The following is a 23,851-nucleotide window of genomic DNA, read 5'->3' on the forward strand; positions in this document are numbered from 1 at the left end:
AGATGCTTCACTAGGGGCGTCTGGACGGCCGCAGTTAATTCTTGAAATGCGTGCATAGCACCTTGATCGCCGACTCGCCGATGATCGTATTGCCGTATTCCATGAGGACGGCCGGCGTAACCGACGTCGCTTCCCCGAATTCGGACAGAATGGCGATTAAGGCGTGAAACTTCGTTTCTTCCAGCTCCGACGGATCCACATGCAGAATCCACTTGTTCATATAGGAATACAAGCTCCCGTGCTCCAGCCCGATGCCGGCGATGACCTTGGCAGCTCGTACTAAGTGTTCGAAATCCTGAAACGCGAACGCGATCATGTCGCTCTGTTCCATCGTTACTTCCATCTCGTACACATCTTCCACTTCTTCCTCGTCCAGCACATCGCCGTCCGCCCCTACGTGCACTTTGCCTCGAGTGACGATGACGACCATGCCCTGCGCCGGCAACTGGAATACTTCCACCGCGAGCGGACCGGTCGCGTCGAATCCGACCTCGTTGTAGGCTTGTTCCATCATTTCACTGAATAGCTCATGGACCCGGGGGATTTCGCGCCACATATCTTCCTTCTGAATGCCGCGCTCCTTCAAATCGTCGAAAGTAAGGAAAATCCTAATCTTATCCACGCTCAATCGTTCGATCTTCATGACAGGACCTCCCTTTCCATACTCTGTTAGAACAGATTATGAATTCATAGAAAGAATGGTGAACGAAAGATCAGGCTTGTTTCATATATGTTATCATTTTTTTATGCGCAATGCACGTAAATAATGAAGGCAACTTGTATCCGATGGGCCATCGTCTCATAAGTATGTAACAGACGTCCTGGAAATCCGAACGACGTAAAAATCCGGCAGTTCTCGAACGGAGAATGCCGGACTTTCAACACGCCTATTTGGAATTATTGGGTTAGGGCATGCGAACGCTTCTCGATCGAGGCTCCGTGATGGTCCAGGATTTCCTGCACTTGCTGCTTCACTTTCGGATCCCGGTAAATGATTTCCTTCAGCTCGTCGATCCCAAATCCGAAGTCGAGCTTGTCCTTAACGTTAGAGGCGGACTTCACGGCCTCCTGGCCTTTGTCCTTGGCCCGATTCATCATCCGCATAGCACGGTTCGTAAGCGCGGAGAAGTTCATGTTCATGTTCATATGACGGCCTCTCCGGTTCCAAGCCATCACCGCGCCGATCCCGACAAGACCGCCCACTAGAAATGCTCCCATTCTCATCTTGTTCCCCTCCATCCTGAACCAGAGTGATTTCGATTCATGACGTAGTGTTCGCCCTGCGGGCCAGGTCCATCCCTGAAAAAAACAGGAAAGCCATGCCTGTTCGGCAGACAGACTGAAATGCTACAATAGGTCAACACTAACTGTGAGTCGCCGGCAATCGTTTCGACCATTTTGCATACAGGAGATCTCATATGAAACCTTTCATCTCTATACAATGCCGCACATGGGCGCTGATCGCCCTGATCGGAAGCGTAGCGTCCGCCTGTACCGCATCCGTCCCGGCTGGGGAGCAAACGCCGTCCGCGGTCCCGTCCGTCGTTCCTTCGAGTACATCTCTTCCCACACCCCAAGAAACGCCAGCCCCAGCGCCTACGGCGGCTCCAACATCCGAACCCGTTAAGTTCACGTATCGGCTGAACGCCAACTACGATGTCGTCCCGATCGACCCGAACGGGAACAAGAAGGTGGTGCTGCTCACGTTCGACGACGGACCGAAAGAGCTGGAGTTGAATGAGAAGCTGCTGGCCGCGCTGGAGAAGCACCGGGCGAAGGCGATCTTCTTCGTGAACGGCTACCGGGTGAAGCAGCATCCCGAGCTGCTGAAGCTGATCCACAGCAAAGGCCAGACGATCGGCAATCATTCCTGGGATCACATCGATCTTAAGAAAGAGAAGCCGGAAAAGGTCGATGCCCAGATCCGAGACGTACAGCAGCTCGTGCGCGATACCGTCGGCTCTGCTCCCTTATTCTTCCGGCCTCCGTACGGGTCAGGCAGCGATTATGTGAAGCAGCGGGCGAAGGAGGAGAAGCTGCTGTACATGACGTGGTCGAACGGATCCGAGGATTGGGTAGAAAAATATCAAAACCCTCCTGCCGTAATCAAGAGGGTTCTGGAGCAGCTTCACAATGGAAGCAATATATTAATGCACGAGGTGCCTTGGACCGCGGATGCGCTCGACGAGCTGATCACTCAGCTCGAGGCGAAAGGATATTCGTTCGTCGACCCCAGTTCCATCGAGACTGCGGCCACGCCTTGATCCGAGTCCGAATAGACGTGATACCAAATGACCATGCCTGCGATCAGCATGCACAGCATGAGCACCAAACTGAACTGGAATACCCGGCTCCACTTGGAAGCGTCGTTCGGATGGATGACCCGGCGCGGCGGAAGACGACGCTCGTCGTCGAGAGCACTCGGATCCGGTCGATCCATTGAACCTAGGACAGTGTGTTTCTTGTCCCCTATCACTGCGATTTCCTCCCATAACGAATAATGCAACCCATAACGAAATCAATAATAAAATGCGCTACAATCGGTGTCCATAGGGTATTAGTCTGAATATATATCCACCCTAGGCCATAGCTGATGCTGAAGACGAGTCCGGTCATCAGCCAGTGGCGGAGATACCGGACGTGGATCGCGGCGAACACAATACTCGTCCAATAAGGCCCGAACGCGTGCTGAATCGCTCCCCGAAAAAGCATTTCCTCGCAGATCGAGACGATGGCGGACATGACCGCGATATGCCAGAGAGGACGCGTCCCGAACAGCATCTGGTTGATGCCGCCGTCGTCGGTTACGTCCTCCGGCACCCAGCGCGAGATCACGAAGTCGACGATCAGGACCGCGGCCGCGAAACCCGCTCCCCAGATCAGGATCGAATACGAATTCGGAAGTCCCAGCACGGAGACCGGATTACGGGACTGAAATAATACGATCAAGATGCCGACAATAAGAGTAATGGCCTGGGTGACGTATAGATTGATGACGAGCAGCCGGTCGGTCAGCTCGGACGGCTGCGCGAACCGAACCTTGAATTTTTTGAAATCGAATTTCTTCATATGTCTCCTGGTCTACCCGGTTCACAATTCATGCTTTATCCCCTATACTAGGTTACGACACTGGACAAGGAGCTAAATTATGGAAAAGCGACTCACCCGCGGGGATTATTTGTTCTCGCTCATCATCGTCTTCATGCTCGTTTGCATCGCTGGAGCGTTTTTCTATGGGGTCAAGATCGGCCGAGAGAAAACGGAAACGAAATACGCCATTATCATGAAAAATCAGGAAGAAGCCGCCCGGAAGCCCGGCGCCTACGATCAGCAGCATCTCGTCTCGTTCTACCACAGCGTGCTCGTCCCTTATCGGGAATTTCAGTTGAAATGGTTCGACCAGCTGAAGCAGCTGGACCAAGGCTCCCCGTCCGTCGACCCCTCCGATGTGATGAAGGATCTGAGCCGGCTCGCGGCGCAAAAGATGGAGACCGCCTTTAACGTCCCGATGCCTGCTACGTCTCCCCTGCTCGTGGAGGCGCAGCAAAACTATATGAAGAGCATGCAGCTGTTCTCCGATACGCTGAAGAAGTTTCAGAGCAAGGCGAACGGCATGCCGATCCATACGCTGCTCTCGGAGCTCGAGAAAGACTCTTTCCTGGCGGAGGCGAAGCGGTTCGCTCTCCAAGGCCAGCAGCAATATTACGCCGCGATGACCAAGTGGAACGAGACGATCAATCCGAATGTGCCAGGGCTCGATCAGCTGGGCAAATCACCGCTCACTATGAAGGAATGGGCGCAGATGAGCTTGATCGTGAAGAACAACGCGACGGCGAACCTCGTCCTGAACAGCCGCCAATTCACGGCGGTCTACCCGCAGGACATCACGGTGCGGATCGAGGAGCTGATCGCTTCCGGCCAGGCGAAGAAGATGAACTTGAACGACATCCCGGCGATGATCGACACGCTGCTCGGCACAAACGCGGTTCGCCCCGGCGACTTCATCCAGCGGAAGCAAAAATATTTCGGCAACGAAACTCTCCCGCAGCTGCCGTTCTTCTCCGAGCAATAAGCTTCGCCGTCACCAGCCTGTGCCCTCATCGCGCAGGCTTTTTGGGTTGCCGACGCGTTCAGTCGTAGGCAAACCCTCGAAGCTCAGCCACGGCCGCCATGCCTCCGTTAACATTGATGACATGCGTGTACCCTTGCTCCGCTAAGTAGTGGCTGACGGTTTCGCTTCGAACGCCGTGTGCGCAAATGATATAGAGCGTCTCGTCCTTGGACCAGTCGTCCATGCGGGACGGGACCGTATTCATCGGGACGAGCCGGCTGTTCTCCAGATGGTAATACTCCCATTCATAAGGTTCGCGAACGTCGATAATCGTCCCTTGCTCCGGCGTCCAGCGCTCGAGCAGCTCCGCGAATGCCTTTGGGTGAATATACGTATAGGACATGAAAAAGGTTTCTCCTCCGAACGTATTCGCCGGGCGTTCCCGCTCCGGTCAAAGTGTCTTTACTAGAACAATAGCGAAAATAACGGCTCACTTCAAGGCCGGCGGGCAATTGTGTCGATTGTTTGACGATTCCCGAATGCACCTGCTCCGCAATGTCATTAATGTGTCTCTAATTGATTGACATGAGATGCGATCGCGTGATACAGTAGGAAACAAGCAAACAAAGCAATGGCTTTGACGGAGAATCGGATAAAGTCCCGTTACCAGAAAGCCGGTGGTCGATGCGAACCGGCAGCGCCTTTACCCCGTTCCGCTCCCGAGCTACTCCGCGAAAACCGTTCCTCTCCGAGGCGGACTAAGCGCGAGTCGGTCCCGAGACCGTTATCTCTTCCGGGTCATGCTCGCATGACCGATAAGGCAGTCTTGCGCAAGCGAGCTGCGAAGTTGGGTGGCACCGCGATTACAAACTCTCGTCCCTTCTATACGTTCCGACGACGTATGGAGTTCGGGAGTTTTTTGATTTTTTGATGTACATCCTGTTATGAGGCAAGGGATACAGAAAAGGGAGGAATCTTACTATGTACAAAGTGTTAGTCTCCGATCCGATCAGCGATCACGGCTTGCAGCAGCTGGCCGAAGCGAAGGACGTTGTAGTCGACAAGCAAACCGGTCTCTCCGAGGACGAGATCGTCGCGATCGTCGGCCAATATGACGCCCTGCTCGTGCGCAGCCAGACCAAGGTAACGGAACGCATTATGGAAGCCGGCACGAACCTGAAGGTCATCGGCCGCGCCGGCGTCGGCGTGGACAACATCGATCTGGACGCCGCCACGACATGCGGGATCGTCGTCATCAATGCGCCGGACGGCAATACGATCACGACATGCGAGCATACGTTCGCGATGATGATGGCGCTCGCCCGCCACATCCCGCAAGCCTATCGCAAGACGGTCGAAGGCGTCTGGGACCGCAAGTCGTTCGTCGGCGTCGAGCTTCGGGGCAAGACGCTCGGCGTCCTCGGCCTCGGCCGCATCGGCACGGAAGTGGCGAAGCGCGCGATCGCCTTCGGCATGACGATCATGGGCTTCGATCCGTTCATGAGCGAAGAACGGGCGGAGAAGCTCGGTATTAAGCTGGCGAGCGTGGACGAGATCGTCCGGAGCGCGGACTTCATGACAGTCCATACCCCGCTGACGCCCGAGACGCGTCATATGATCTCCAAGCCGCAATTCGACGTCATGAAGCGCGGCATGCGCATCGTGAACTGTGCGCGCGGCGGGATCATCGACGAGCTGGCGCTCGTCGAGGCGATCGACGAAGGCATCGTGGCCGGAGCGGCCTTCGACGTATTCGAAGAAGAGCCTCCTCGCGCCGACCATCCGTTCTTGAAGCATCCGAAGATCATCGTGACCCCGCACTTGGGCGCCTCCACGATCGAAGCGCAAGAGAACGTCGCGATCGACGTCTCGGAGCAGGTGCTGAACATCCTCCGCGACGAGCCGTTCCGGAACGCGGTGAACATGCCGCCGGTGCCGGCCGAGGTGCTGAACAAAATACAGCCTTACTTCAATCTGTGCGAGAAGCTCGGCCTGTCGCTCGCGCAAATTACGGAAGGCGCCGTGCAAGAAATCAAAATCAACTATTCCGGGGATTTGGCCGACTTCGATATGAACCCGCTCACCCGCTATGTGCTGAAGGGCGTACTCTCCCATCACCTGGGCAAGGAGCAGGTCAACATCGTCAACGCGACTCACTTGGCCAAGCAGCGCGGCGTAGCGGTCGTGATCGAGAAATCGACCGCCGCTCCTACATTCACGAATCTCGTCACGATCACGCTGAAGACGAAGGACGAGGAAAGATGGCTGTCCGGTACGCTCCTGGCCGGCTACGGCGAGCGGATCGTCCGGTTCGGCCCGTACCCGGTCGACATCGCTCCGACCGGGCACATCCTGCTCATCTCGCATAACGACAAGCCGGGCATCATCGGCAAGGTCGGGACGCTGCTCGGCAACAACGACGTCAACATCGCGACGATGCAGGTGGGCCGTACGGACATCGGCGGCTCCGCCGTTATGCTGCTGACGGTCGATAAGCCGACGCCGAAGGACGTGCTCCTCGAGCTCGGCAAGCTGCCGGAGCTGAAGCGGGTGCGCGAAATTACGCTATAAGGCTCCTTGATTCACCGTGTAAGGCATGTGTAATGTTCCACGATAAACAAGATTTGTCTCGTTTGTTCAACATAAAAAGGATTTTTCCGAGGAAGCCCTCGGAAAAATCCTTTTGTTTTATGTGGAATGATTAGGAATCGTGATGGAAAATGTCGTCCCTAGGCCCAGCTCGCTCTCGGCGGTAATCGTGCCTTGGTGGGCTTCCACAAGGTTCTTGACGATGGCAAGGCCGAGCCCGGTTCCCCCTGAGCTCGAGCTGCCTCGGGTGCGCGCTTTGTCGGCCTTGTAGAACCGCTCGAAGATGTACGGCACGTCCTCCTTCGGAATGCCTTGCCCTTGGTCGGACACTTGCAGCCGCACCGCCGGGTTGCCGCCCGTCGTCACCGTCCGTGCGCGTATGGCCAGTTCCCCGCCCGGCGACGAGTGCCGGATCGCATTATCCAACAGGTTCGTCAGCACCTGCTCGAGCCGATCCTCGTCGGCATGATCCAGGCGGATCGAGTCCGGCTCGAACTCGACGTTCAACGTCAGCCCCTTCTCGCGGCACAGCGCGGAAAATTTGCGCTGGACGCGCATCACGAGGGCGTTCAGGTCGACGGGCCCGAAGTGCATCTCGAGGTGGCCGGCCTCCATCCGGGCGAGGTCGAGCAAATCCTGCACGAGCCGCCCCATCCGCAGCGATTCGTCATGGATCACCTGGGCGACGTCGTGCCGCTCCTCCGGCGTCGAGACGATGTCGTCGAGCAGCGCCTCGCTGTAGCCCTGCAGCATCGACAGCGGCGTCCTGAGCTCGTGGGAGACGTTCGCCACGAAGTCCTTGCGCAGCTTGTCGAGGCGGTGTTCCTCCGACACGTCCCGCAGCACCGCAACGGCGCCGCGCAAGCTCTCGCCGGCATTCAAGGGCGCCATCACGACGGAATAGACGCTGTTGCGGACGTGGATAGTCGACGTCGCCTCGCGGCTGTCCTGCACGACCGAGTCGAACAACGCTTGGAGCGGAACGGGAACGTGCGGCGGATTCGCCTCATCTGGCCGGGCTTCGGGATCTGTACCCTTCCGGTCTTCGCTATCGCCCTGCTCTTGCTCCGGGTCCTGGTCTGTATCCGACCACTCTAGGTCGAGCCACTCCCGAACCAGCTTCTCCCCGGGCGGATTCGTCAGGATGACGACTCCGTCCGCGTCCAGTGTCACGACGGCGTCGGTCATGCTGCGCAGCACGCTCGACAAATGCTCCTTCTCATGATTCAGCGCATGGATCGTCTCATCGAGCTGCCCCGCCATATGGTTGAACGACTGGGCCAGCTCGCCGATCTCGTCGCTGGAATTGACCGGCACGCGTGTGCGGTACTCCCCTAGCGTAATGTAGCCGGCCGCCTTCTTCATCTGCAGTAGCGGCTGGGTGATTTTGGTCGACAGGAAGAAGGCGAACAACGTAGTGAGCAGGAACCCGACCACGGCGGCGATGAAAAATAAATTGCGGAAGTAGGCCTGTGTATTGCTGAGCGTTATTTGCGATTGATAGATCATGACGAGCCCGCCCGGCTTCCCCGTCAGCTTATTCGGATGGGGAACCGCGACGGCCATAAACCGCTTGCCGCTGCCGGGATCGACGAAGATCCGCTTCGACGTCCCTCCGCCTGCGGTCACCCCGACGAGCTCATCCTGGGAGAAAATATCGATCGCCTTGAACTTGGGCAATGCCTCTGCCCCCGGATTCGCGAACGCTTCCTCCAATTGGGCGTCCAAGACGACAAGAGCCGCGTCCTGGGCTGCGAGCAGCTCGTTCACGGCGTTCAGGTAATTGACGTCCTGCTGATGATTGTTAAGGTCATCCGATACTTTGGCGGCCAGCTTCTGAAGACTGATCTCCTGGTCCTTCGAATTGGCGAAGTTCGTGTCCAGGAACTGACCCATGAACAGCCCGTTAATAAGCAGCACGACGGCCACGAGCACGATGATCGTCATCCAGAGCTTGCCGACGACGCTTTTCCACAGTTTCACGTTATTTGGGCACCTCGAGCTTATAGCCTACGCCCCAGACGGTCGTGATCATCGAGGCGGCTTCCGCCGACACCTTGTTCAGCTTCTCGCGCAGCCGCTTGACATGCGTGTCTACTGTACGGAGGTCGCCGAAAAACTCGTAGTTCCAAACGTCCTTCAGCAAATCCTCCCGGGAGAACACTTTGTCCGGCGAAGAGGCCAAATAATGCAGCAGCTCGTATTCCTTCGGCGTGAGCGCCACCTCCTGCCCTCCGGCCGTGACGCGGTGCGCGTCGTGCTCGATCAGCAAGTTCGGGAAGACGATGTTGTTGCTCGTGTTGATCGTGTCCTTCGCCAAGTAAGCGGTCGCCGAGGAGCGGCGGAGGATCGCCTTCACGCGATAGATCACTTCGCGCGGGCTGAACGGCTTGACCACATAGTCGTCGGCGCCGACCTCGAAGCCCTGTACCCGGTTCGCTTCTTCGCCCTTCGCCGTCAGCATGATGACCGGCGTAGCCTTTGCCTGACGCAGCTTCGTGCACACCTCGATCCCGTCCATCCCGGGCAGCATCAAGTCCAGCAGCACGAGGTCATAATCGTTGTCCAGCGCAAGGCTTAGCGCCGTCTCTCCGTCCTCGGCCTCCTCGATGGAGAAGCCTTCCTTCTCCAAGTACATCCGAAGCAAGCGGCGAATGCGTTCTTCATCATCCACAATCAAGATGTTCGCTTTCAAATCGTTCATGGGACGTTCCTCTCCTTAGAAGGATTTCTTAAACGCCAGCGTAAGAATGAAGACCTGCTATGATCAAATTAACCCCGATGAGCGTAAACATAACGACGATGAACCCGATTACCGACAGCCAGGCGGACTTGAGCCCGTGCCAGCCCCGAGACAGCCGGAAATGCAGATAGGCCGTGTAGAACAGCCATGTGATCAGCGCCCACACTTCCTTCGGATCCCAGCCCCAGAACCGGCCCCACGCCTCCGACGCCCAGATCATGGCGAAGATGAGCGCCCCGAGCGTGAACACCGGGAACCCGATGGCGATCGCCCGATAGCTGATCTCGTCGAGATCCTCCGCATCCATCCCTTGCATCGCCGGATGGATCGCCGCGCCCAGCTGCTTGCGCAGCACGAGACGGGCCAGGCCGTACAGGACGGCGCCGGTCAAGAACGACCAAATCACCGTGTTCAGCTTGCGCCCTGCGTTAACACCGTTCATCCAGGACGGTGCGGTGAAGAGCGGCTCACTGGCGCCCAAGAAGGGGTCCATCGAGATCACTTTGCTATTGTAGGGCTTCACGATCGGAGGCAGCACGTAATCGACCGTCTCCGTCGTCGTCGTCTCCACCCCCGCATTGTCGATCTTCACGACTTCGCGATCGAACTTGGCCTCGTAGCCGATCGCCTGGAAGGCGAATACGTTTACAACGAACGAGATGATGAGAATCACCGTGAAGATCGTGAGCTCGATGCCGCGGCGGGAACGCTTGCCGCGCTTGCTCGAGTCGGTATAGTCGACGACGCGGATCAAGTACATGAGGCCCGCGGCGAACCCGACCGCGAAGAACGCTTCCCCGGCGGCGGCCGTCGTCACGTGGATTTTCAGCCAATAGCTCTGAAGGGCCGGAATTAACGGCTGAATGTCGTGCGGGAAGACGGAGGCATACGCCAAAATAATGAAGCCGACCGGCGTAGTGAACAGCCCTAGCACCGGTGCCCGGTAGATCAAGTATACGATGACAAAGGCGACCATCGTCATCATCGCGAGGAATGTCATGAATTCGAACATATTGCTCGTCGGAATATGGCCTGCCGCTGCCCAGCGGGTGAAGAAGAACACCAGGTGCGTAATCAGGCCCAATACCGCGACGCCGAAGCCGAACCGGCTCCACAGGCGGGTATGCTCCTGAGGCTCGCGGGCGCTGAAGCGCTTGCCGGTAATGGCGATGGCGAACAGCCCGAACGACAAGCAGTAGAAAATGAACGCAAACAATAAAAAGGTGCTGCTGACCGACTCTAAACTCACTTTTTCACCTCATTCGCAAGCTGCTTCGGATCGATGGGCAGGTCGAGCGCCTTGAGCGCGGCGGCTACCTCATGCCGAAGGCCGTACCAATTCTTGTTCGTATGCGCGCCCAGCGTCAGGGCCTGTCCGTCGTCGATGCGAATCCAAATGCGGCGATGCTGCCAATACAGGCCCATGACGACGCCGATCATGAAGAGCGCCGAGCCCGCCCATATATAGGGGAGCGCCAGATCTTTGCGGATGTTCAGGAAGCTCGTGTAATTCGCGATCTCGACATCCTGCATGGAATTCACCGAGATGTCCCACTGGCTGCCGATCGCCCCGTTGATCGCATCTTGGCGGAAATTCACCTTGTCCACTTCCCGCGGGAAGTACATGAACGCTTCGCCTTCCGCGGGCAAATTCGGACCTGTGATCGAGAACACGAATGCCGGCGCGTTAGGGTCGTTCGATTTCGTAACCGGCTGGCCGGCGTCGTTCAAGCCGAAATCCGGGAAGTAGCTTTTCATGGTCAGCTTGTATGGACCTGCGACGTATGTGTCCGCCGGATTTTTCATTCGGAGCTTAAACGGCCCGAACTGCTCGCCCGTCTTTTTGTTCTTCAGCATCGGACTGACGGACAGCAGCTGCGGCGTCTCGGAGAAATCGAATTGATACGCCAAAAGCCCTTTGTATTCGAGCGGCTTGTTCACCAGGATGTCATGCCGCGCCACTTCCTTCAGTTGCGGTTCCTTCGTCTTGCTGTTGCAGTCCTTCTCGCATTCGTAGAGCACGGCTTTCGTCTCGTACGTCTTGGCCACCGTTTGATTGCGGTCCCGGAATTTATCCGACATCTCGTTCTCGTCATAGTAGGTCACAGTGAATTGCTCGTTCTTGAGGTAATACGGCGTCGACGGAATCGGGACCGGCTGTCCCTCGAGGAAGCCCATGTAATAATCGAGGCTCCAGCCCGGAATGCTCCTCGCGACAACCGCGAGCAGGAAGATGATGAGGCCGATATGATTCACATAAGGTCCCCAGCGGCTGAACCGGTGCTTCTCGGCGAGCAGCGCGGAGCCGTCCGTATGGACGCGGTATCTTTTGCGGCGCAGCTGTTCGGCCATTCTCTGGACCCACTGCTCGTCCGCCCCAGACTCCGGATCCAGCTCCAGCTTCGCCGAATAAGTAACGCGCTGGCGGATCAAAAACTGCATGTGCTTGCGAATTTGCTGCTTGCTGAGCGCCCGATAGAGCGGCAGCACCCGGTCCAGACTGCAGATGACGAGCGAGGTGCCGATCATGACGAGGAGCGTAATGAACCACCACGAGCTGTACGTGTGCGACAGCCCCAGCTTGTAGTAGATCATGCCCAGCGTCCCGTACGTCTGCTCGTAGTAGACGGCCGGATCCAGATTAAGGAACGTATTCTCCTGCGGATAGATCGTCCCCAGCATCGCCCCTACAAGCGTTGCGAGAATAAGGTAGATGGCGATTTTGACCGAGGAGAAAAAGTTCCACACCCGGTCGAGCCAGCCTGGATTCGCTCTCTGGGACCGGCGGGCGACCCCGTCGTACCGCATCTCCAGCAGCTCCTCGCTCACATCCTCATTAAGAGGCTTCCCGCAAGATTCGCACAAGACCGTCCCGACGTGATTCTGGTGGCCGCATTCGCATTTCGTGTTCGTGATCAAACCGTCTGCGCCTCCTTCCTCACTTGTTCAACATGGCGGTTAACGTCTGTTCGAGATAAGCCTCGTCCATGCCTCCGATTTGAATTCTCTCAATTTTGCCGTTGCCGTCGATGAAAAACGTAGTAGGGTAATTTTTCACATGGTACTTGTCCCGCATACGCAGCTCGTTGTCGATCAGAACCGGGAAGGTGAGTCCATATTGCTTCATGAAGTTTTGGATCGTGACCGGGCTTTCGTCCAGATTCAGGCCGAGCACTTCGACCCCGCGATCCTTCCACTTCGCATAACTGTTCTGAATCGCCGGCATCTCCGTATAGCACGGCTCGCACCAGCTGCCCCAGAAGTTCACGACCACCACTTTCCCCCGATAATCCGACAGCTCATGCGTCTTGCCGTCCATGCCCTGGAGCGAAAAATTAGGAGCCGTGCTCCCTTCCTTCGGAATCGACTCCTTGGCAAATAAGCTGTTCCCGATCGTATACCCGCCTATCAGCAACACGGCGACAAAAATGATGATTTGGATTCTTTTTCTATTTGTTCCCATCACCCATCACCTTCAAACTGGAATGTCTCTTATCTTGCCTTCATTATAACGAATCCTAGCCGGTTCTAATCCGGCCTTTTTTGAACATTATGTGTCTCGAGGGCGCTTTGCCGCAGGTCTTTCACTTGAGTGGGCGTCAACTTCTGCGTCTTGCCCCGGGGCAGCCCCGACAGCAGGAGCGATCCGAACTGAACCCGCTTCAGCCGGTTGACCGGATAATGGATCGCTTCGAACATGCGGCGCACTTGGCGGTTGCGGCCCTCATAGATCGTAATGGCGATGACGGACTCGTTCTTGTCCGGGTCGACGTCATGGTATTCTACTTCCGCCGGAGCGGTGATGCCGTCTTCCAGCTCGATGCCCGTCCTCAGCTTCTCCATCAGCGAGCCGTGCGGCACTCCGCGGACGGTAGCGTGATACGTCTTCGGGACGTGATGCTTCGGATGCGTGAGCAGGTTCGCGAGCTCTCCGTCGTTCGTCAGCAGCAGCAAGCCTTCGCTATCGTAATCCAGGCGGCCTACCGGATAGACGCGCTCTTCGATATGCTTGATATAATCGGCCACGGTCTGACGGCCCTCCGGGTCGGTGATGCTCGTAATGACGCCCTTAGGCTTGTTCAGCACATAATACACGAGCGTCTGGGACTTGATCGGTTTTCCGTCCACCGTAATGACGTCAGTCAGCGGGTCCACCTTGGCGCCCAGCGTCGTCACCGTTTCTTCATTCACCTGCACACGGCCGGCGGTGATATATTCCTCGCATTTTCTTCTAGAGGCGATCCCGGCTTGCGCCAGCACCTTCTGCAATCGTTCCATCGTCTCGGTTCAGCTCCAACTCATTCTTGTGATCTCAGCTTTATATTACCGATCCTGTGTGCAAATCACAAGCTTGTCCCCAGGAAGCGCCCGATTGAACAAAGCTAAATTGAAAAATAAAAAAGTGGGGATCCTTTCCTGATGATAGGAAAGATCCGCCACATCGGCGCGCTTGACCCTATTAAGTTAACTAAAAATGAGCAGGCAAATCGCTACCGAGGCTACGAAGCCGACCAAATCGGAGAACAACCCGACCTTCAGCGCATACCGGCCCTTGCGAATGCCGACGGCGCCGAAGTAGACGATCAGTACGTACAACGTTGTGTCGGTGCTGCCCTGAATCGTGGAGGCGATCCGGCCGATCATCGAATCGGCGCCGTATTGCTTGATCAGCTCGGCGGTGAAAGCGAGAGAGCCCGAGCCTGTGATCGGGCGCAGCAAGGCGAGCGGCATCACTTCGCTCGGCACCCCGACGGCATCGAACACGGGTCGGAACCACCCGAGAATCCAATCCATGGCGCCGGATGCCCGGAAGACGCTGATCGCAACCATCATCCCGACGAGCGGAGGAATGATCCGGATGGCGGTGTCGAACCCGTCCTTCGCTCCTTCCACGAACGTTTCATAGACGGGAATTTTGCGGTAGAACGCATATAGCGGTATGAGCACTACAATAATCGGAATCGCCCATGCCGAGAGCATCGAGATGAGTGCGTACATTCGGCATCATCCTTTCGGCTTGCTTTTGCCCGAGGACAGACTACGGTACCGGTACCACCGGTCGAGTGCGATCGCGGCCACAGTGGCGACGGCGGTCGCGAGAAGCGTCGTGCCTACGATCTCCGCCGGATTGGCGGAGCCGAAGTTCATCCGGATGGCGATCAGCGTCGTCGGGATGAGCGTAATGCTGGCGGTGTTCATGGCGAGCAAGGTGCACATCGCCGCGCTGGCGGTATCTTTATCGGGATTCAGCTTCTGCAGCTCCTGCATCGCCTTGATGCCCATCGGCGTCGCCGCGTTGCCCAGGCCAAGAATATTCGCGCTCATATTCGACATGATGTACCCGAGCGCCGGGTGATCCTTCGGCACATCCGGGAACAGGAAGCGCACGATCGGCCGCAGCAGGACGGCCAGCTTGCGCAGCAGGCCGGCATCCTCGGCGATGCGCATCATCCCCATCCAGAACACGAGGATGCTGATCAGCCCGAAGCACACGGTCACCCCGGTTTTGGCGCCCTCGAAGATCGCCTCCGTCATCAATTCAATGCGTCCTTGGAGCGCCGCTGCGATGAAGCCGGCGATCAGAAAAAACAACCAAATGAAGTTCACCACGATGAATCCCCTCCTAATCCGTGCTCCCGGCGGAGAGCAGCCGGATCCACGCTAGCTTCAGGGCCGCGGGCCAGCTCCCCCGTACCGTCACATAGCTGAATGAGGCTTGCTCCTTCTTGGCCGACTGCATCCGAGGGCTGTTCGCCTCATACAGCGGCACCGTGCCGGCCAGCGTATCGTTCACATAGATGCGCAAGAAGCCTCGATCGCCGAACGCATAGCCGGGGCTCTTGCTGTTCGCGAGCACCGCTTCCTTGCGTACCGTCGTCTTCTCCTCCTCCTTCAGCGGATACCGGAACGATCGGCCGACCGTGACCGTCTGGCCTTCCAGACGGTCGCCCTCGGTCACGATCTCGTTCAGCGGGTATGTGGAGAAGCCGTAGTTCAGCAGCTTCGTATGATCGTTCCAATCGTCGGAATCGTTCAGCGTTACGACCGCGAGCTGCTGCCCGCCCCGGGTCGCGGAGGAGACGAGACAGCGCAGAGCCAACTTCGTATAGCCGGTTTTTACACCGTCCGCCCCTTCGTAGATCGTGAGCATTTTATTTTTGTTCCTCCACTTGTAATCCCAAGGCTCGTTCGGGTTCGGCGCCGACTTCTCTTTCGTCTTCACGATATCCTGGAACGCCGGATTGCGCAGCGCATATGCCGTCAGCTTGGCCATGTCGTTCGCAGTGGAGTAATGGCCGGCTTCATCGAGTCCGCTCGGGTTCTGGAAGTGGGAGTGGTCCATTCCGAGCAGCTCGGCCTGCTGGTTCATGAGGTAGGCGAACCCTTCAATCGAGCCCCCGATGTGCTCGGCGATGGCGGTCGCCGCATCGTTGCCGGAACGCAGCATGAGCCCATAGAGCAGGTTATGCAGGCTCATCTCCTCCCCTTCCTTGAGGTAGATGGAGGACCCTTCCTTGCCGGCCGCGTTGCGGCTTACCTTCACGATGTCCGACAGCGTTCCCTGCTCGATCGCCACGATGGCGGTCATAATCTTCGTGAGACTCGCGATCCGCATTTGCTTGTCCCCTTGCTTCGCATACAGTACGCGCCCGGACTGCACGTCGATTAGCGAGGCCGCTTCCGCCCGCGTCGAAACGGCCGTCGGGGTGGGGGTTGGGCTGGAGGCGGGGCTGGGGGCCGCCCAAGCCGCATGGGCGATGCCCATCGCTAGGATGAGGGAGAGCGAGACACTCCAGAGGAATCGCGATATTCTAATCTGGTTCATTCGTTGAACCTCCTGCCTGTACATCAATCGGTACAAGTATATGCGGCCGCACATAGAAAAAGACATGCCCTCCCCAGGCATGCCTTCTTTGAATCACTCTTCCATTTTCAAGGGCGGACGTTTAAAACCACAGCCCGAACAGCCCTTCCGTTACGCCGAGATTGTACATGTAATAGACGCCGTACAAGGCGCTCAGTGCGCCGGTCATCCACGTCATGGTTCGGTTGAGCCGGAACCGGCGCGTCGTCAGCACGAACGGAATGCCGATCGCTGTCGTGAACAGCAGCATCCCAAGAATCGTCCCACAGCCGAAAATGGCTATGTATAGCATCCCTTCCCACATCGAGTCGACCGTCGACATCGTGAGCAGCGCCATCGCCGCGCTGCCTGCCAATCCGTGGACGAGGCCCACAAGCACCGATTTCATGTAAGAGAAGCCGTTCTTGTTGCCGTGCTCCGACGTTTCCCCGTGGTGATGGTGGCTATGGCTGTGGTCGTGGATCACATGAAAATGCGTATGGCTGCTCTCTCCGTGGCTGTGGTCATGCGCGTGAATATGCTGCTTGAACGTGCGGAAGCTGGAAACCCCGAGCACGACAAGCATGATGCCCACCAGAAATTCCAACGACATCGACCATTTGTCGCTGATCTCGCTCTTGAACAGGAATAGGAAAAACCCGACGATGAGCAAAGTCGCCGTATGCCCCATTCCCCAGAATGCGCCGGCAAGCGACGAACGCCACAAGTTCTTGCTGCGGCTCGCGATCGTCGACACCGCAATGATATGGTCCGGTTCAATGGCATGTTTGATGCCCATCAAAAAACCGAGACCCAGAATCGAAAGCAATCCAACCTCCAAACGAACACTTCCCCTCGTACCCGATATCCTCTCTATGCACACGTTCTCATTATGAGGCATCCGGCACGTTTTGCCAATGATTATTTGGGCAAGGTTGTATCCGATCGTTCAGGAAGGCAGCTTCTTTCGGTTAAGCCCAATGCGCTCGTATTGCTCCTCCGGCGCATCCGTTGCTTCCATCAGCTCGATCAGCTTAGCTTGCATACGCTCCACCAGCTCCGGGTCGCTCAAAGAATGCTGCTGGCCGGGATCGGCTTCCATTTCGAACAGCAGATCTCCGAACCGGTGCAGCTGATTGGCGCTCCTCACCTCGATCTTCATCGGGCGAATCCCCTTCGTGAAGGCGAACGGCTCCGCCAGTTCGAGCGTACGCAGCTCATCGAGTGAGAACCGCTTCCGCATATGCGTCGGCATCAGCGTATAGTTGTAGAGGGGCTTGTTATGCGCCGATACGGGGGCGCGCATGTAGACGTAACGACCGTCGGTGCAATTGACATGGCCGCCATGTATGCCGAACAATGCGGCCTCCCGAACCGGCTCATCGCGCTCAATCGTCGCCCGGAGCGACTTGCCTTGCATGTCCGGCGTCGGGTCGATGCCGAAGTACTCGAGCAGCGTGGGCGCCATGTCGATCATCTGCACGAGGCTGCTCCGGCGCTCGCCCCGCTTCCCGCTGCGCGGATCCCAGATGAACAACGGCGTGTGCGACACTTCGTCGTAGAAGGGCATGTGGCACTTCGCCCACATGTCGTGCTCGCCGAGCAGGAAGCCGTGATCCGTATTGACGATCAGCATCGTATCGCTCCACAGACCGAGCTCATCCATCAGATCGAGCACTTGACCGAGATAATAGTCGCACATGCTGAGCAACGCCGCGTATTCGTAACGGATATGCGCAATCTCTTCCACCGTTTCCGTGACGCTGCGGTAGGAGGGCCAATCGAAATGCTTCCCCTCATATGTATGGGTGTACAACTCCCGGAACCGCTGGGGCGCATGGAACGGTTCATGCGGATCGAACGTCTCGAGCTGCAGGAACCAGCTGTCTTCCGCGTGATTCGCCCGTATGAATTCCAGACCGCTCCGGAACGTCCGTGCCTGGGGGAAATCACCCTCATCCCGGATATAACTTCGGTTGATCCAATCCTGCCGAACCATGTTCCCGGTATTCGTGCCGAGGCTGTCCGGGATGACCGGGTCCCGGACTTCTCCCTTCCAGGGGTCGCCCTCCTGGCCTCGGATCAAGTCGAAGCTGCTGTAGCGCGTATGGTACGTCGCTCCGCCATCTTCCCAATAATGCTGATGATCGGTTACGAGGTGCGAGTATACCCCGTGCTGGGCCATCCGTTCGGGCAAAGAGTCATCGAACGGCTCGAGCGGCCCCCAACTCCGGTGCAGGAAATTGTATCTGCCCGTGTGCAGGTCGCGGCGGGCCGGCATACACGGCATGCTTCCGACATAGCTCCGGTCGAATACTACCGACCGCTCCGCCAGACGCCGGAAGTTCGGCGTATGCGTCCAATCGCAGCCATATGGCGACAGCATGCGGCGATTGAGCGTATCGAACATGATCATGATCGCTTTCATTACCACGTTCCCCTCTCGCTAATCGATTAAGGTTGCTTCTGCCTAAGCGCACTTTCCAGGACGTTCTCGACTTTTTGCAAATGGCGTTTCATCGTCTCGAATGCGGCGGCTTCATCCTGGCGACGGATGGCCTCGACAATGCTCGAATGCTCCTGCAGCAGCCGCTGGGCTTCCGCCCGCTCGCCGTAGAACCAGAGCCGGCGCGTCTGCTTCATGCTCTCGTGCAGCCGCTGCGAGACGGATTCCATCAGTTGCTGCAGCAGCGCATTATGGGTTGACGCGGCCAGCTGCAGATGGAAGCGCACGTCCGCCTCTTCGCCGATCGACTCGTCGGACAAGTGCGCCTGCATCGTTGCCAGGATGCCGTCGAGCACAGTCAGATCTTCCTCGGTGCGGTGCTTCGCGGCAGCGGCGGCGCAGCCGGTCTCCAGAATCTTCCGCACCTCGAGCAGCTGCTGCAGCGACTCGGCGCGATCGAAGATCGCTTCCGCATCCAGCGCGAGCGTCTCCTTGCCGGGCAACGGATCGGCCACGTAGGTGCCTCCGCCCTGGCGGATGTCGACCAGGCCCATCGCACGCAGCCCGCTCAGCGCCTCGCGAATCGTCGACCGTCCAACGCCGAACGAGACGGCGAGGTCGACGACCGACGCGAGCTTCGCGCCCGGTGCGAACTCCCCGTCGACAATTTGCCGCTTGATTTGGTCCATGACGAGCTCGTATCCTTTTTGCGGCTTCACTTGCTTGAACGCCACGTGCATCCACCCGTTTCTAGATTTGTATGCGAATCCAGTCTATACACACATTTTATAGTAAGCTATAATAAGGGAAAAGTCATCAGATGACCTGATTAATTTATTTCTGTGGGGATGCTGCGCACCGAGTTAGTCGGTCTCGCCGACTAATTCTCGAGTGACCGTGCGTCTTGACGCCGAGTTAGTTGGTTTCGCCGACTAATTCTCGCGTGACAGGCCCTTCTGGCACCGAGTTAGTCGGTTTCGTTACAAAGTAAGCATTTATTCTACATTCGGGGGTACAGCAAATGCTGGAGCAAGCGGTTCGGCAACGATTGATCGACATCGTCGGTCCCAAATATTTCAAAGATGACAAGGAAGCGCTCGTCACCCACTCTTACGACGCGACGCCGATGCTGCAGGCGATGCCGGACGCCGTCGTTTACCCAGGCAGCACGCAGGATGTGTCTGGCATTCTCAAGATTGCGAACGAGCACCGTATCCCGATCGTCGGACGCGGCGCGGGCAGCAATCTATGCGGAGGAACGGTCCCGGTCGAAGGCGGCATCGTCATGGTCATGAACCGGATGAACAAGCTGATCGAGATCGATACCGACAACTTGACCGCCACATTCCAGACCGGGTTGAATACGAAGGCGTTCCATCAAGAGGTGGAGAAGCTCGGCCTAATGTACCCGCCGGACCCGAGCAGCATGGTCATCTCTTCGCTCGGCGGCAACATCATGGAATGCGCGGGCGGGCTGCGCGGGCTGAAATACGGTACGACGAAGGACTACGTGCTCGCCCTGGAAGCCGTCCTGCCTTCCGGCGAGATCATCCGCACCGGCGGCAAGCTGTACAAGGACGTGGCCGGCTATGACCTGACGAAGCTGCTCGTCGGCTCGGAGGGAACGCTCGCGATCGTTACCGAAGCAACCGTCAAGCTCATTCCGGCGCCGAAATACAAGAAGACGATGATCGCGATGTACAAGGACATTTACGCGGCTGCCCGCACGGTAGCGGCGATCGTAGGCAACCGGATCATTCCCGCGACCCTGGAATTCCTGGACAACCCGACGATCCAAGTCGTCGAAGGCTTCAATAAGATCGGATTGCCGCTCGACATGGACGCTATCCTGCTAATCGAGCAGGACGGCCTGGACGAAGGCGTCGTCGAGAAGGACATCGTCGAGATCGTGCGTATCTGCCAAGAGCAAGGGGCCGTGGAAGTGAAGATGGCGACCGACGCGGCGGAGGCGGAGAAGCTGATGTTCGCCCGCCGTAGCGCCCTCTCCACCCTGGCGCGGATTCGGCCGACGACCATTCTCGAGGATGCGACGGTCCCACGGTCCAAAATCGCCGAAATGGTTATCGAGATCAACCGCATCGCCAAAAAATACAACATTCAAATTTGTACGTTCGGTCACGCCGGTGACGGCAACCTCCATCCGACCTGCACGACGGACGCGCGCGACCATGAAGAAATCCACCGCGTCGAGGAGGCCTTCGCGGAAATTTTCGAGGCGGCGATCGCCCTCGGCGGCACGATTACCGGCGAGCACGGCGTCGGGATGGTGAAGGCGCCTTATCTGGAGATGAAGGTCGGCCCGGTCGGTATCGAAGTGATGCAAGGCATTAAGAAAGTGTTCGACCCGAACAACATCATGAACCCGGGCAAAATTTTCGCCAAGGAGTATCGGAAAAGAGTGGTGGTCCAGCAATGAGCAACGTTCAACTGTTAACGGAGAAAATGAAAGCGACGCTCGACTATGACCAGCTCACGAACTGCATGCGCTGCGGCTTCTGTCAGGCGGCATGTCCGACGTTCGCCGAGACTGGTCTTGAGGCGGCGTCCCCGCGCGGACGGCTCGCGCTCATGAAGGCCGTCGTGGACGACCTGATGGAGCCGGACCAATCGTTCCGAGAGCAGATGGACCTGTGCCTCGGCTGCCGGGCGTGCGAGCCGGTCTGTCCGGCCGACGTACAATACGGCCACCTGCTGGAGCAGACGCGGGACGCGCTCGAGGAGCATGAGGAGCACCGTTGGTGGGTCAAGGGCGTGCGCAATGTGATGTTCAAGCGGGTGTTCCCGTTCCAGAGCCGCATGAAGCTGATCGGCCGCGGCCTGAAGCTGTATCAGAAGTCCGGGCTTCGCACCGTCGTGCGCGGTTCGGGTCTCATGAAGCTGTTCCCCAAGAACATGCGCGATATGGAAAAGATCATGCCGGACGCGTCCGGCCAAGGCGTGGTGGAGCTGTTCGGCACGTTTGTGCAGGCGTTGGGCGGCCCGGCCGTAGCGCGGGTCGGCATGTTCCGGGGCTGCCTGATGGACGTCCTGTTCACCGAGACGAACAAGAAGACGGTGCAGCTGCTGGCCGAAGCCGGCTTCGACGTCGTCATCCCCGAGACGCAGAATTGCTGCGGCGCCCTGCATGCGCACTCCGGCGAGATGGCCGAGGCGCGGACGCTGGCGAAACGCAACATCCGGGCGTTCCGGGAAGCGAACGTCGACTATATTATTTCCAACGCAGGCGGGTGTGGAGCGCTGCTCGTCGAGTACGACCACCTGCTGCATGACGATCCCGAATTCCGGGAAGACGCCGAATGGTTCGCCTCCCGTGTGAAGGACGTTTCCCTCATCCTGCTGGAGAAAGGACGCTTGCCGGGCTTCGCCGCGAATGCCAAGGACAAAGCCGGGCAGGAGCAAGTGACCATTACGTATCAGGACTCGTGCCATCTGCGCAATGTCATGCGCTCCGGCAATGCGCCGAGGAACTTGATGAATCGGGTCGCCGACGTACGGTTCGTTGAACTCAAGGGCGCGGACAAGTGCTGCGGCTCGGCCGGGATCTACAACCTGGTGCAGCAGGATATGGCAAACGACATTCTCGAGCACAAGATGGAGCACGTGAAGGAGACGAACGCCCACTACTTGATCACGAGCAACCCCGGCTGCCTGCTGCAGATGAAGGTCGGGATCGAGCGCGAGAAGTTGGGCGGCAAGATGGAAGCCGTGCACATCGTCGACTTCCTGTACGACCGCATCAAACCATAAACAGCGTTACCATATATGGCTCCGCACAAAAAAGCTGCCCCTTGGGCAGCTTTTTCACTGTTGCATATCCAGCTTAAGCAAGCGGACTATCCGGATCCATCCTGTACTTGCTCGAGCCCGTCGTATTGGATTTAATCATGCCCTGGATCTTATCGAACATATGCGGCGCCTGATCGATAATCCGCTCGTACAGGTGAGTCTGATTATCCAGCGGAACGACCTTCACCCCGCCGTGTCCCACCACGAGAAAAGCGATCGGAGTAATGGACACCCCGCCGCCGCTGCCACCGCCGAAAGGAAGCTGCACAGAGGCGTTGTGCATATTTGAGCCATTGCCGCTCCCGTCCCGGTTAGCTTGCTTGCCTTGGCCGTTCCGATCCTCCTCTTCCATCCCGAACTCGCTGCCCCCGGCGGCGAAGCCGAAGCCAACTTTGGAGATCGGCATGATGACGCTCCCGTCAGGCGTTTCAATCGGGTCGCCTACTATTGTGTTAACATTTACCATTTCTGTAATTTGTTCCATGGCTGTCTTCATCAGCCCTTGGATCGGGTGCTCTGACATGCGTATCCTCCTTCAATGTAGAATATGTCGCTTTGCATCCATTATCATTTCCCTAAGGAACATCCCGTATGTACCCTGCCCGTTCAAGACGGTTCGGGGCTCCGGGAAGTGCCCAGAACCGACTTTCTCCATGTCGATAGCCCCTCCTTGGCCTTGGCGATTCTGCGAAGCAGCTTGAGCCCTGCCCAGAGCGCGGACCCGGCGCGGAGATGACCCTCCGCAAGAAACTCCGTAGTAAAATGAAGCCTATTGTAGAGAGGAAACACGTGAATGACGGGTTGCGCCTGCAAACGAATTCGCTTCGCTGCGAGATGAAGGATGGATGATTTCAAAGCCCATATAAGACCTGTTAATACGGCCGTTTCCGGCGCGTCGTTCAACCCGACGCGGGTCGTCCAGCGAAACTCCGTGCATTTCAAGAGCCGCATCGTTTCTTTCGTCCAGGCGTTAAGCCCTTCGGTATGTGTCAAGAGCAGCTTCGTCTGCTCAAAAAACTGCATGATTTTTCTACGATCTATGACCCCGGCCCCGTCGCTGACGGAGGCGGTTTTCCCGTTGACGCTCATCTCTCCCTCGTACAAAAGGGCCTTCAAGCCGCTCAGCTTCAGCTTAGGCACCTCGTAATCGAGCTTGATCAGGCCGAATAAGGCTTTCACGCGAATATGAAATCGATCGTTCTGCCCGAGTTTGGAGAAATGGACGTGCAGGTAGACCGAACTTAGCATAGCTATCGTGGTCGCGAGTTGCACGACAGCGCTAACGCCAATCCATATCCATGTCCAAGTCGAAAACATTCTTGCCGGACCTCCTCCCTTAGAGAGATTGACAAGAATTAGTATGGCTTGCGT

The 23,851-nt window shown here is 57.5% G+C and carries 24 protein-coding genes; 5 read left to right on the forward strand and 19 right to left on the reverse strand.

Features of this window, described 5'->3' with window-relative positions; all coding sequences use genetic code 11:
- Nucleotides 1-34: 34 nt before the first annotated feature.
- Together ACI5FR_RS26860 and ACI5FR_RS26865 are read right to left on the reverse strand one after the other, a co-directional pair.
- Nucleotides 35-643 carry a genetic competence negative regulator gene (locus ACI5FR_RS26860; protein WP_405460217.1) on the reverse strand — a complete coding sequence of 203 codons (609 nt, stop codon included), beginning with the start codon at nucleotides 641-643 and terminating at the stop codon, nucleotides 35-37.
- Nucleotides 644-897: 254 nt separating this feature from the next.
- The gene (locus ACI5FR_RS26865; RefSeq protein ID WP_405460219.1) at nucleotides 898-1,224 is read right to left on the reverse strand and encodes a hypothetical protein; all 327 of its coding nucleotides are present in this window, start codon (nucleotides 1,222-1,224) and stop codon (nucleotides 898-900) included.
- A 194-nt stretch (nucleotides 1,225-1,418) separates the two neighbouring features.
- Between ACI5FR_RS26865 and ACI5FR_RS26870 the strand changes: the two genes are divergently transcribed.
- Nucleotides 1,419-2,264 (forward strand): polysaccharide deacetylase family protein, encoded by an 846-nt coding sequence (locus tag ACI5FR_RS26870; protein ID WP_405460220.1) that lies wholly within the window; start codon nucleotides 1,419-1,421, stop codon nucleotides 2,262-2,264.
- On the opposite strand, the gene ACI5FR_RS26875 is transcribed toward ACI5FR_RS26870, so the two are convergent.
- Together ACI5FR_RS26875 and ACI5FR_RS26880 are read right to left on the reverse strand one after the other, a co-directional pair.
- Nucleotides 2,198-2,476, reverse strand: coding sequence for a hypothetical protein (locus tag ACI5FR_RS26875; protein WP_405460222.1), 279 nt, complete (start codon nucleotides 2,474-2,476; stop codon nucleotides 2,198-2,200). The genes ACI5FR_RS26870 and ACI5FR_RS26875 overlap by 67 nt on opposite strands.
- Nucleotides 2,473-3,069 carry a CPBP family intramembrane glutamic endopeptidase gene (locus ACI5FR_RS26880; protein WP_405460224.1) on the reverse strand — a complete coding sequence of 199 codons (597 nt, stop codon included), beginning with the start codon at nucleotides 3,067-3,069 and terminating at the stop codon, nucleotides 2,473-2,475. Before ACI5FR_RS26880 ends, ACI5FR_RS26875 begins: the two co-directional genes overlap by 4 nt.
- Nucleotides 3,070-3,148: 79 nt before the next feature.
- Here ACI5FR_RS26880 and ACI5FR_RS26885 point away from each other — a divergent pair, with 79 nt between their 5' ends.
- Nucleotides 3,149-4,072 (forward strand): hypothetical protein, encoded by a 924-nt coding sequence (locus tag ACI5FR_RS26885; protein WP_405460226.1) that lies wholly within the window; start codon nucleotides 3,149-3,151, stop codon nucleotides 4,070-4,072.
- Between the two features lie 58 nt (nucleotides 4,073-4,130).
- Here the strand turns inward: ACI5FR_RS26885 and ACI5FR_RS26890 are convergent, their stop codons facing one another.
- Nucleotides 4,131-4,454 (reverse strand): rhodanese-like domain-containing protein, encoded by a 324-nt coding sequence (locus ACI5FR_RS26890; protein ID WP_405460228.1) that lies wholly within the window; start codon nucleotides 4,452-4,454, stop codon nucleotides 4,131-4,133.
- Between the two features lie 578 nt (nucleotides 4,455-5,032).
- On the opposite strand from ACI5FR_RS26890, the gene serA reads away from it, so the two are divergent.
- Nucleotides 5,033-6,622, forward strand: a complete 1,590-nt coding sequence (serA, locus tag ACI5FR_RS26895) for a phosphoglycerate dehydrogenase (RefSeq protein ID WP_405460229.1) — start codon at nucleotides 5,033-5,035, stop codon at nucleotides 6,620-6,622.
- 117 nt (nucleotides 6,623-6,739) lie between these two features.
- Here the strand turns inward: serA and ACI5FR_RS26900 are convergent, their stop codons facing one another.
- The 12 genes from ACI5FR_RS26900 to ACI5FR_RS26955 form a co-directional block, all read right to left on the reverse strand.
- Nucleotides 6,740-8,623: an ATP-binding protein gene (locus ACI5FR_RS26900; RefSeq protein WP_405460231.1), complete on the reverse strand. Its 1,884-nt coding sequence runs from the start codon at nucleotides 8,621-8,623 to the stop codon at nucleotides 6,740-6,742.
- A 1-nt stretch (nucleotide 8,624) separates the two neighbouring features.
- A complete protein-coding gene (locus ACI5FR_RS26905; RefSeq protein WP_405460232.1) occupies nucleotides 8,625-9,344 on the reverse strand; it encodes a response regulator transcription factor in 720 nt (239 codons plus the stop codon).
- 28 nt (nucleotides 9,345-9,372) lie between these two features.
- A complete protein-coding gene (gene ccsA / locus ACI5FR_RS26910) occupies nucleotides 9,373-10,632 on the reverse strand; it encodes a cytochrome c biogenesis protein CcsA (protein ID WP_405460233.1) in 1,260 nt (419 codons plus the stop codon).
- Nucleotides 10,629-12,302 carry a cytochrome c biogenesis protein ResB gene (resB, locus tag ACI5FR_RS26915; protein WP_405460235.1) on the reverse strand — a complete coding sequence of 558 codons (1,674 nt, stop codon included), beginning with the start codon at nucleotides 12,300-12,302 and terminating at the stop codon, nucleotides 10,629-10,631. The genes ccsA and resB overlap by 4 nt, the downstream gene beginning before the upstream one ends.
- 19 nt (nucleotides 12,303-12,321) lie before the next feature.
- The gene (resA, locus tag ACI5FR_RS26920) at nucleotides 12,322-12,846 is read right to left on the reverse strand and encodes a thiol-disulfide oxidoreductase ResA (protein WP_405460237.1); all 525 of its coding nucleotides are present in this window, start codon (nucleotides 12,844-12,846) and stop codon (nucleotides 12,322-12,324) included.
- A 65-nt stretch (nucleotides 12,847-12,911) separates the two neighbouring features.
- On the reverse strand, nucleotides 12,912-13,661 hold the full coding sequence (locus ACI5FR_RS26925; protein ID WP_405460238.1) for a pseudouridine synthase: 750 nt from the start codon (nucleotides 13,659-13,661) through the stop codon (nucleotides 12,912-12,914).
- A 186-nt stretch (nucleotides 13,662-13,847) separates the two neighbouring features.
- Nucleotides 13,848-14,381, reverse strand: a complete 534-nt coding sequence (locus ACI5FR_RS26930; protein WP_405460240.1) for a spore maturation protein — start codon at nucleotides 14,379-14,381, stop codon at nucleotides 13,848-13,850.
- Between the two features lie 6 nt (nucleotides 14,382-14,387).
- Nucleotides 14,388-14,993: a nucleoside recognition domain-containing protein gene (locus tag ACI5FR_RS26935; RefSeq protein ID WP_405460243.1), complete on the reverse strand. Its 606-nt coding sequence runs from the start codon at nucleotides 14,991-14,993 to the stop codon at nucleotides 14,388-14,390.
- 13 nt (nucleotides 14,994-15,006) lie between these two features.
- Complete coding sequence (locus tag ACI5FR_RS26940) at nucleotides 15,007-16,209, reverse strand: D-alanyl-D-alanine carboxypeptidase family protein (RefSeq protein WP_405460244.1); 1,203 nt, start codon at nucleotides 16,207-16,209, stop codon at nucleotides 15,007-15,009.
- 121 nt (nucleotides 16,210-16,330) lie between these two features.
- The gene (locus tag ACI5FR_RS26945) at nucleotides 16,331-17,068 is read right to left on the reverse strand and encodes a HoxN/HupN/NixA family nickel/cobalt transporter (RefSeq protein ID WP_405460246.1); all 738 of its coding nucleotides are present in this window, start codon (nucleotides 17,066-17,068) and stop codon (nucleotides 16,331-16,333) included.
- Between the two features lie 108 nt (nucleotides 17,069-17,176).
- Nucleotides 17,177-18,655 carry a sulfatase gene (locus ACI5FR_RS26950; protein WP_405460247.1) on the reverse strand — a complete coding sequence of 493 codons (1,479 nt, stop codon included), beginning with the start codon at nucleotides 18,653-18,655 and terminating at the stop codon, nucleotides 17,177-17,179.
- A 26-nt stretch (nucleotides 18,656-18,681) separates the two neighbouring features.
- On the reverse strand, nucleotides 18,682-19,407 hold the full coding sequence (locus ACI5FR_RS26955; RefSeq protein ID WP_405460249.1) for a FadR/GntR family transcriptional regulator: 726 nt from the start codon (nucleotides 19,405-19,407) through the stop codon (nucleotides 18,682-18,684).
- Between the two features lie 287 nt (nucleotides 19,408-19,694).
- Between ACI5FR_RS26955 and ACI5FR_RS26960 the strand changes: the two genes are divergently transcribed.
- Nucleotides 19,695-21,110 carry an FAD-binding oxidoreductase gene (locus ACI5FR_RS26960; protein ID WP_405460250.1) on the forward strand — a complete coding sequence of 472 codons (1,416 nt, stop codon included), beginning with the start codon at nucleotides 19,695-19,697 and terminating at the stop codon, nucleotides 21,108-21,110.
- The gene (locus tag ACI5FR_RS26965) at nucleotides 21,107-22,441 is read left to right on the forward strand and encodes a (Fe-S)-binding protein (RefSeq protein WP_405460253.1); all 1,335 of its coding nucleotides are present in this window, start codon (nucleotides 21,107-21,109) and stop codon (nucleotides 22,439-22,441) included. The genes ACI5FR_RS26960 and ACI5FR_RS26965 overlap by 4 nt, the downstream gene beginning before the upstream one ends.
- Before the next feature lie 73 nt (nucleotides 22,442-22,514).
- Here the strand turns inward: ACI5FR_RS26965 and ytfJ are convergent, their stop codons facing one another.
- On the reverse strand, nucleotides 22,515-23,003 hold the full coding sequence (gene ytfJ / locus ACI5FR_RS26970; RefSeq protein WP_405460256.1) for a GerW family sporulation protein: 489 nt from the start codon (nucleotides 23,001-23,003) through the stop codon (nucleotides 22,515-22,517).
- 83 nt (nucleotides 23,004-23,086) lie between these two features.
- A complete protein-coding gene (locus tag ACI5FR_RS26975; RefSeq protein ID WP_405460259.1) occupies nucleotides 23,087-23,797 on the reverse strand; it encodes a DUF2953 domain-containing protein in 711 nt (236 codons plus the stop codon).
- Between the last annotated feature and the right edge of the window lie 54 nt (nucleotides 23,798-23,851).

The sequence above is a fragment of the Paenibacillus sp. HJGM_3 genome, from assembly GCF_045062745.1.
Taxonomy (GTDB): domain Bacteria; phylum Bacillota; class Bacilli; order Paenibacillales; family NBRC-103111; genus Paenibacillus_AA.

Excerpts from the sequence above, each read along its gene's own strand:
- ACI5FR_RS26860 (WP_405460217.1), bottom strand. The coding sequence starts at position 643 with ATGAAGATCGAACGATTGAGCGTGGATAAGATTAGGATTTTCCTTACT.
- ACI5FR_RS26865 (WP_405460219.1), bottom strand. The coding sequence starts at position 1,224 with ATGAGAATGGGAGCATTTCTAGTGGGCGGTCTTGTCGGGATCGGCGCG.
- ACI5FR_RS26870 (WP_405460220.1), top strand. The coding sequence starts at position 1,419 with ATGAAACCTTTCATCTCTATACAATGCCGCACATGGGCGCTGATCGCC.
- ACI5FR_RS26880 (WP_405460224.1), bottom strand. The coding sequence starts at position 3,069 with ATGAAGAAATTCGATTTCAAAAAATTCAAGGTTCGGTTCGCGCAGCCG.
- ACI5FR_RS26885 (WP_405460226.1), top strand. The coding sequence starts at position 3,149 with ATGGAAAAGCGACTCACCCGCGGGGATTATTTGTTCTCGCTCATCATC.
- ACI5FR_RS26890 (WP_405460228.1), bottom strand. The coding sequence starts at position 4,454 with ATGTCCTATACGTATATTCACCCAAAGGCATTCGCGGAGCTGCTCGAG.
- serA (WP_405460229.1), top strand. The coding sequence starts at position 5,033 with ATGTACAAAGTGTTAGTCTCCGATCCGATCAGCGATCACGGCTTGCAG.
- ACI5FR_RS26905 (WP_405460232.1), bottom strand. The coding sequence starts at position 9,344 with ATGAACGATTTGAAAGCGAACATCTTGATTGTGGATGATGAAGAACGC.
- resA (WP_405460237.1), bottom strand. The coding sequence starts at position 12,846 with ATGGGAACAAATAGAAAAAGAATCCAAATCATCATTTTTGTCGCCGTG.
- ACI5FR_RS26925 (WP_405460238.1), bottom strand. The coding sequence starts at position 13,661 with ATGGAACGATTGCAGAAGGTGCTGGCGCAAGCCGGGATCGCCTCTAGA.
- ACI5FR_RS26930 (WP_405460240.1), bottom strand. The coding sequence starts at position 14,381 with ATGTACGCACTCATCTCGATGCTCTCGGCATGGGCGATTCCGATTATT.
- ACI5FR_RS26940 (WP_405460244.1), bottom strand. The coding sequence starts at position 16,209 with ATGAACCAGATTAGAATATCGCGATTCCTCTGGAGTGTCTCGCTCTCC.
- ACI5FR_RS26950 (WP_405460247.1), bottom strand. The coding sequence starts at position 18,655 with ATGAAAGCGATCATGATCATGTTCGATACGCTCAATCGCCGCATGCTG.
- ACI5FR_RS26960 (WP_405460250.1), top strand. The coding sequence starts at position 19,695 with ATGCTGGAGCAAGCGGTTCGGCAACGATTGATCGACATCGTCGGTCCC.
- ACI5FR_RS26965 (WP_405460253.1), top strand. The coding sequence starts at position 21,107 with ATGAGCAACGTTCAACTGTTAACGGAGAAAATGAAAGCGACGCTCGAC.
- ytfJ (WP_405460256.1), bottom strand. The coding sequence starts at position 23,003 with ATGTCAGAGCACCCGATCCAAGGGCTGATGAAGACAGCCATGGAACAA.
- ACI5FR_RS26975 (WP_405460259.1), bottom strand. The coding sequence starts at position 23,797 with ATGTTTTCGACTTGGACATGGATATGGATTGGCGTTAGCGCTGTCGTG.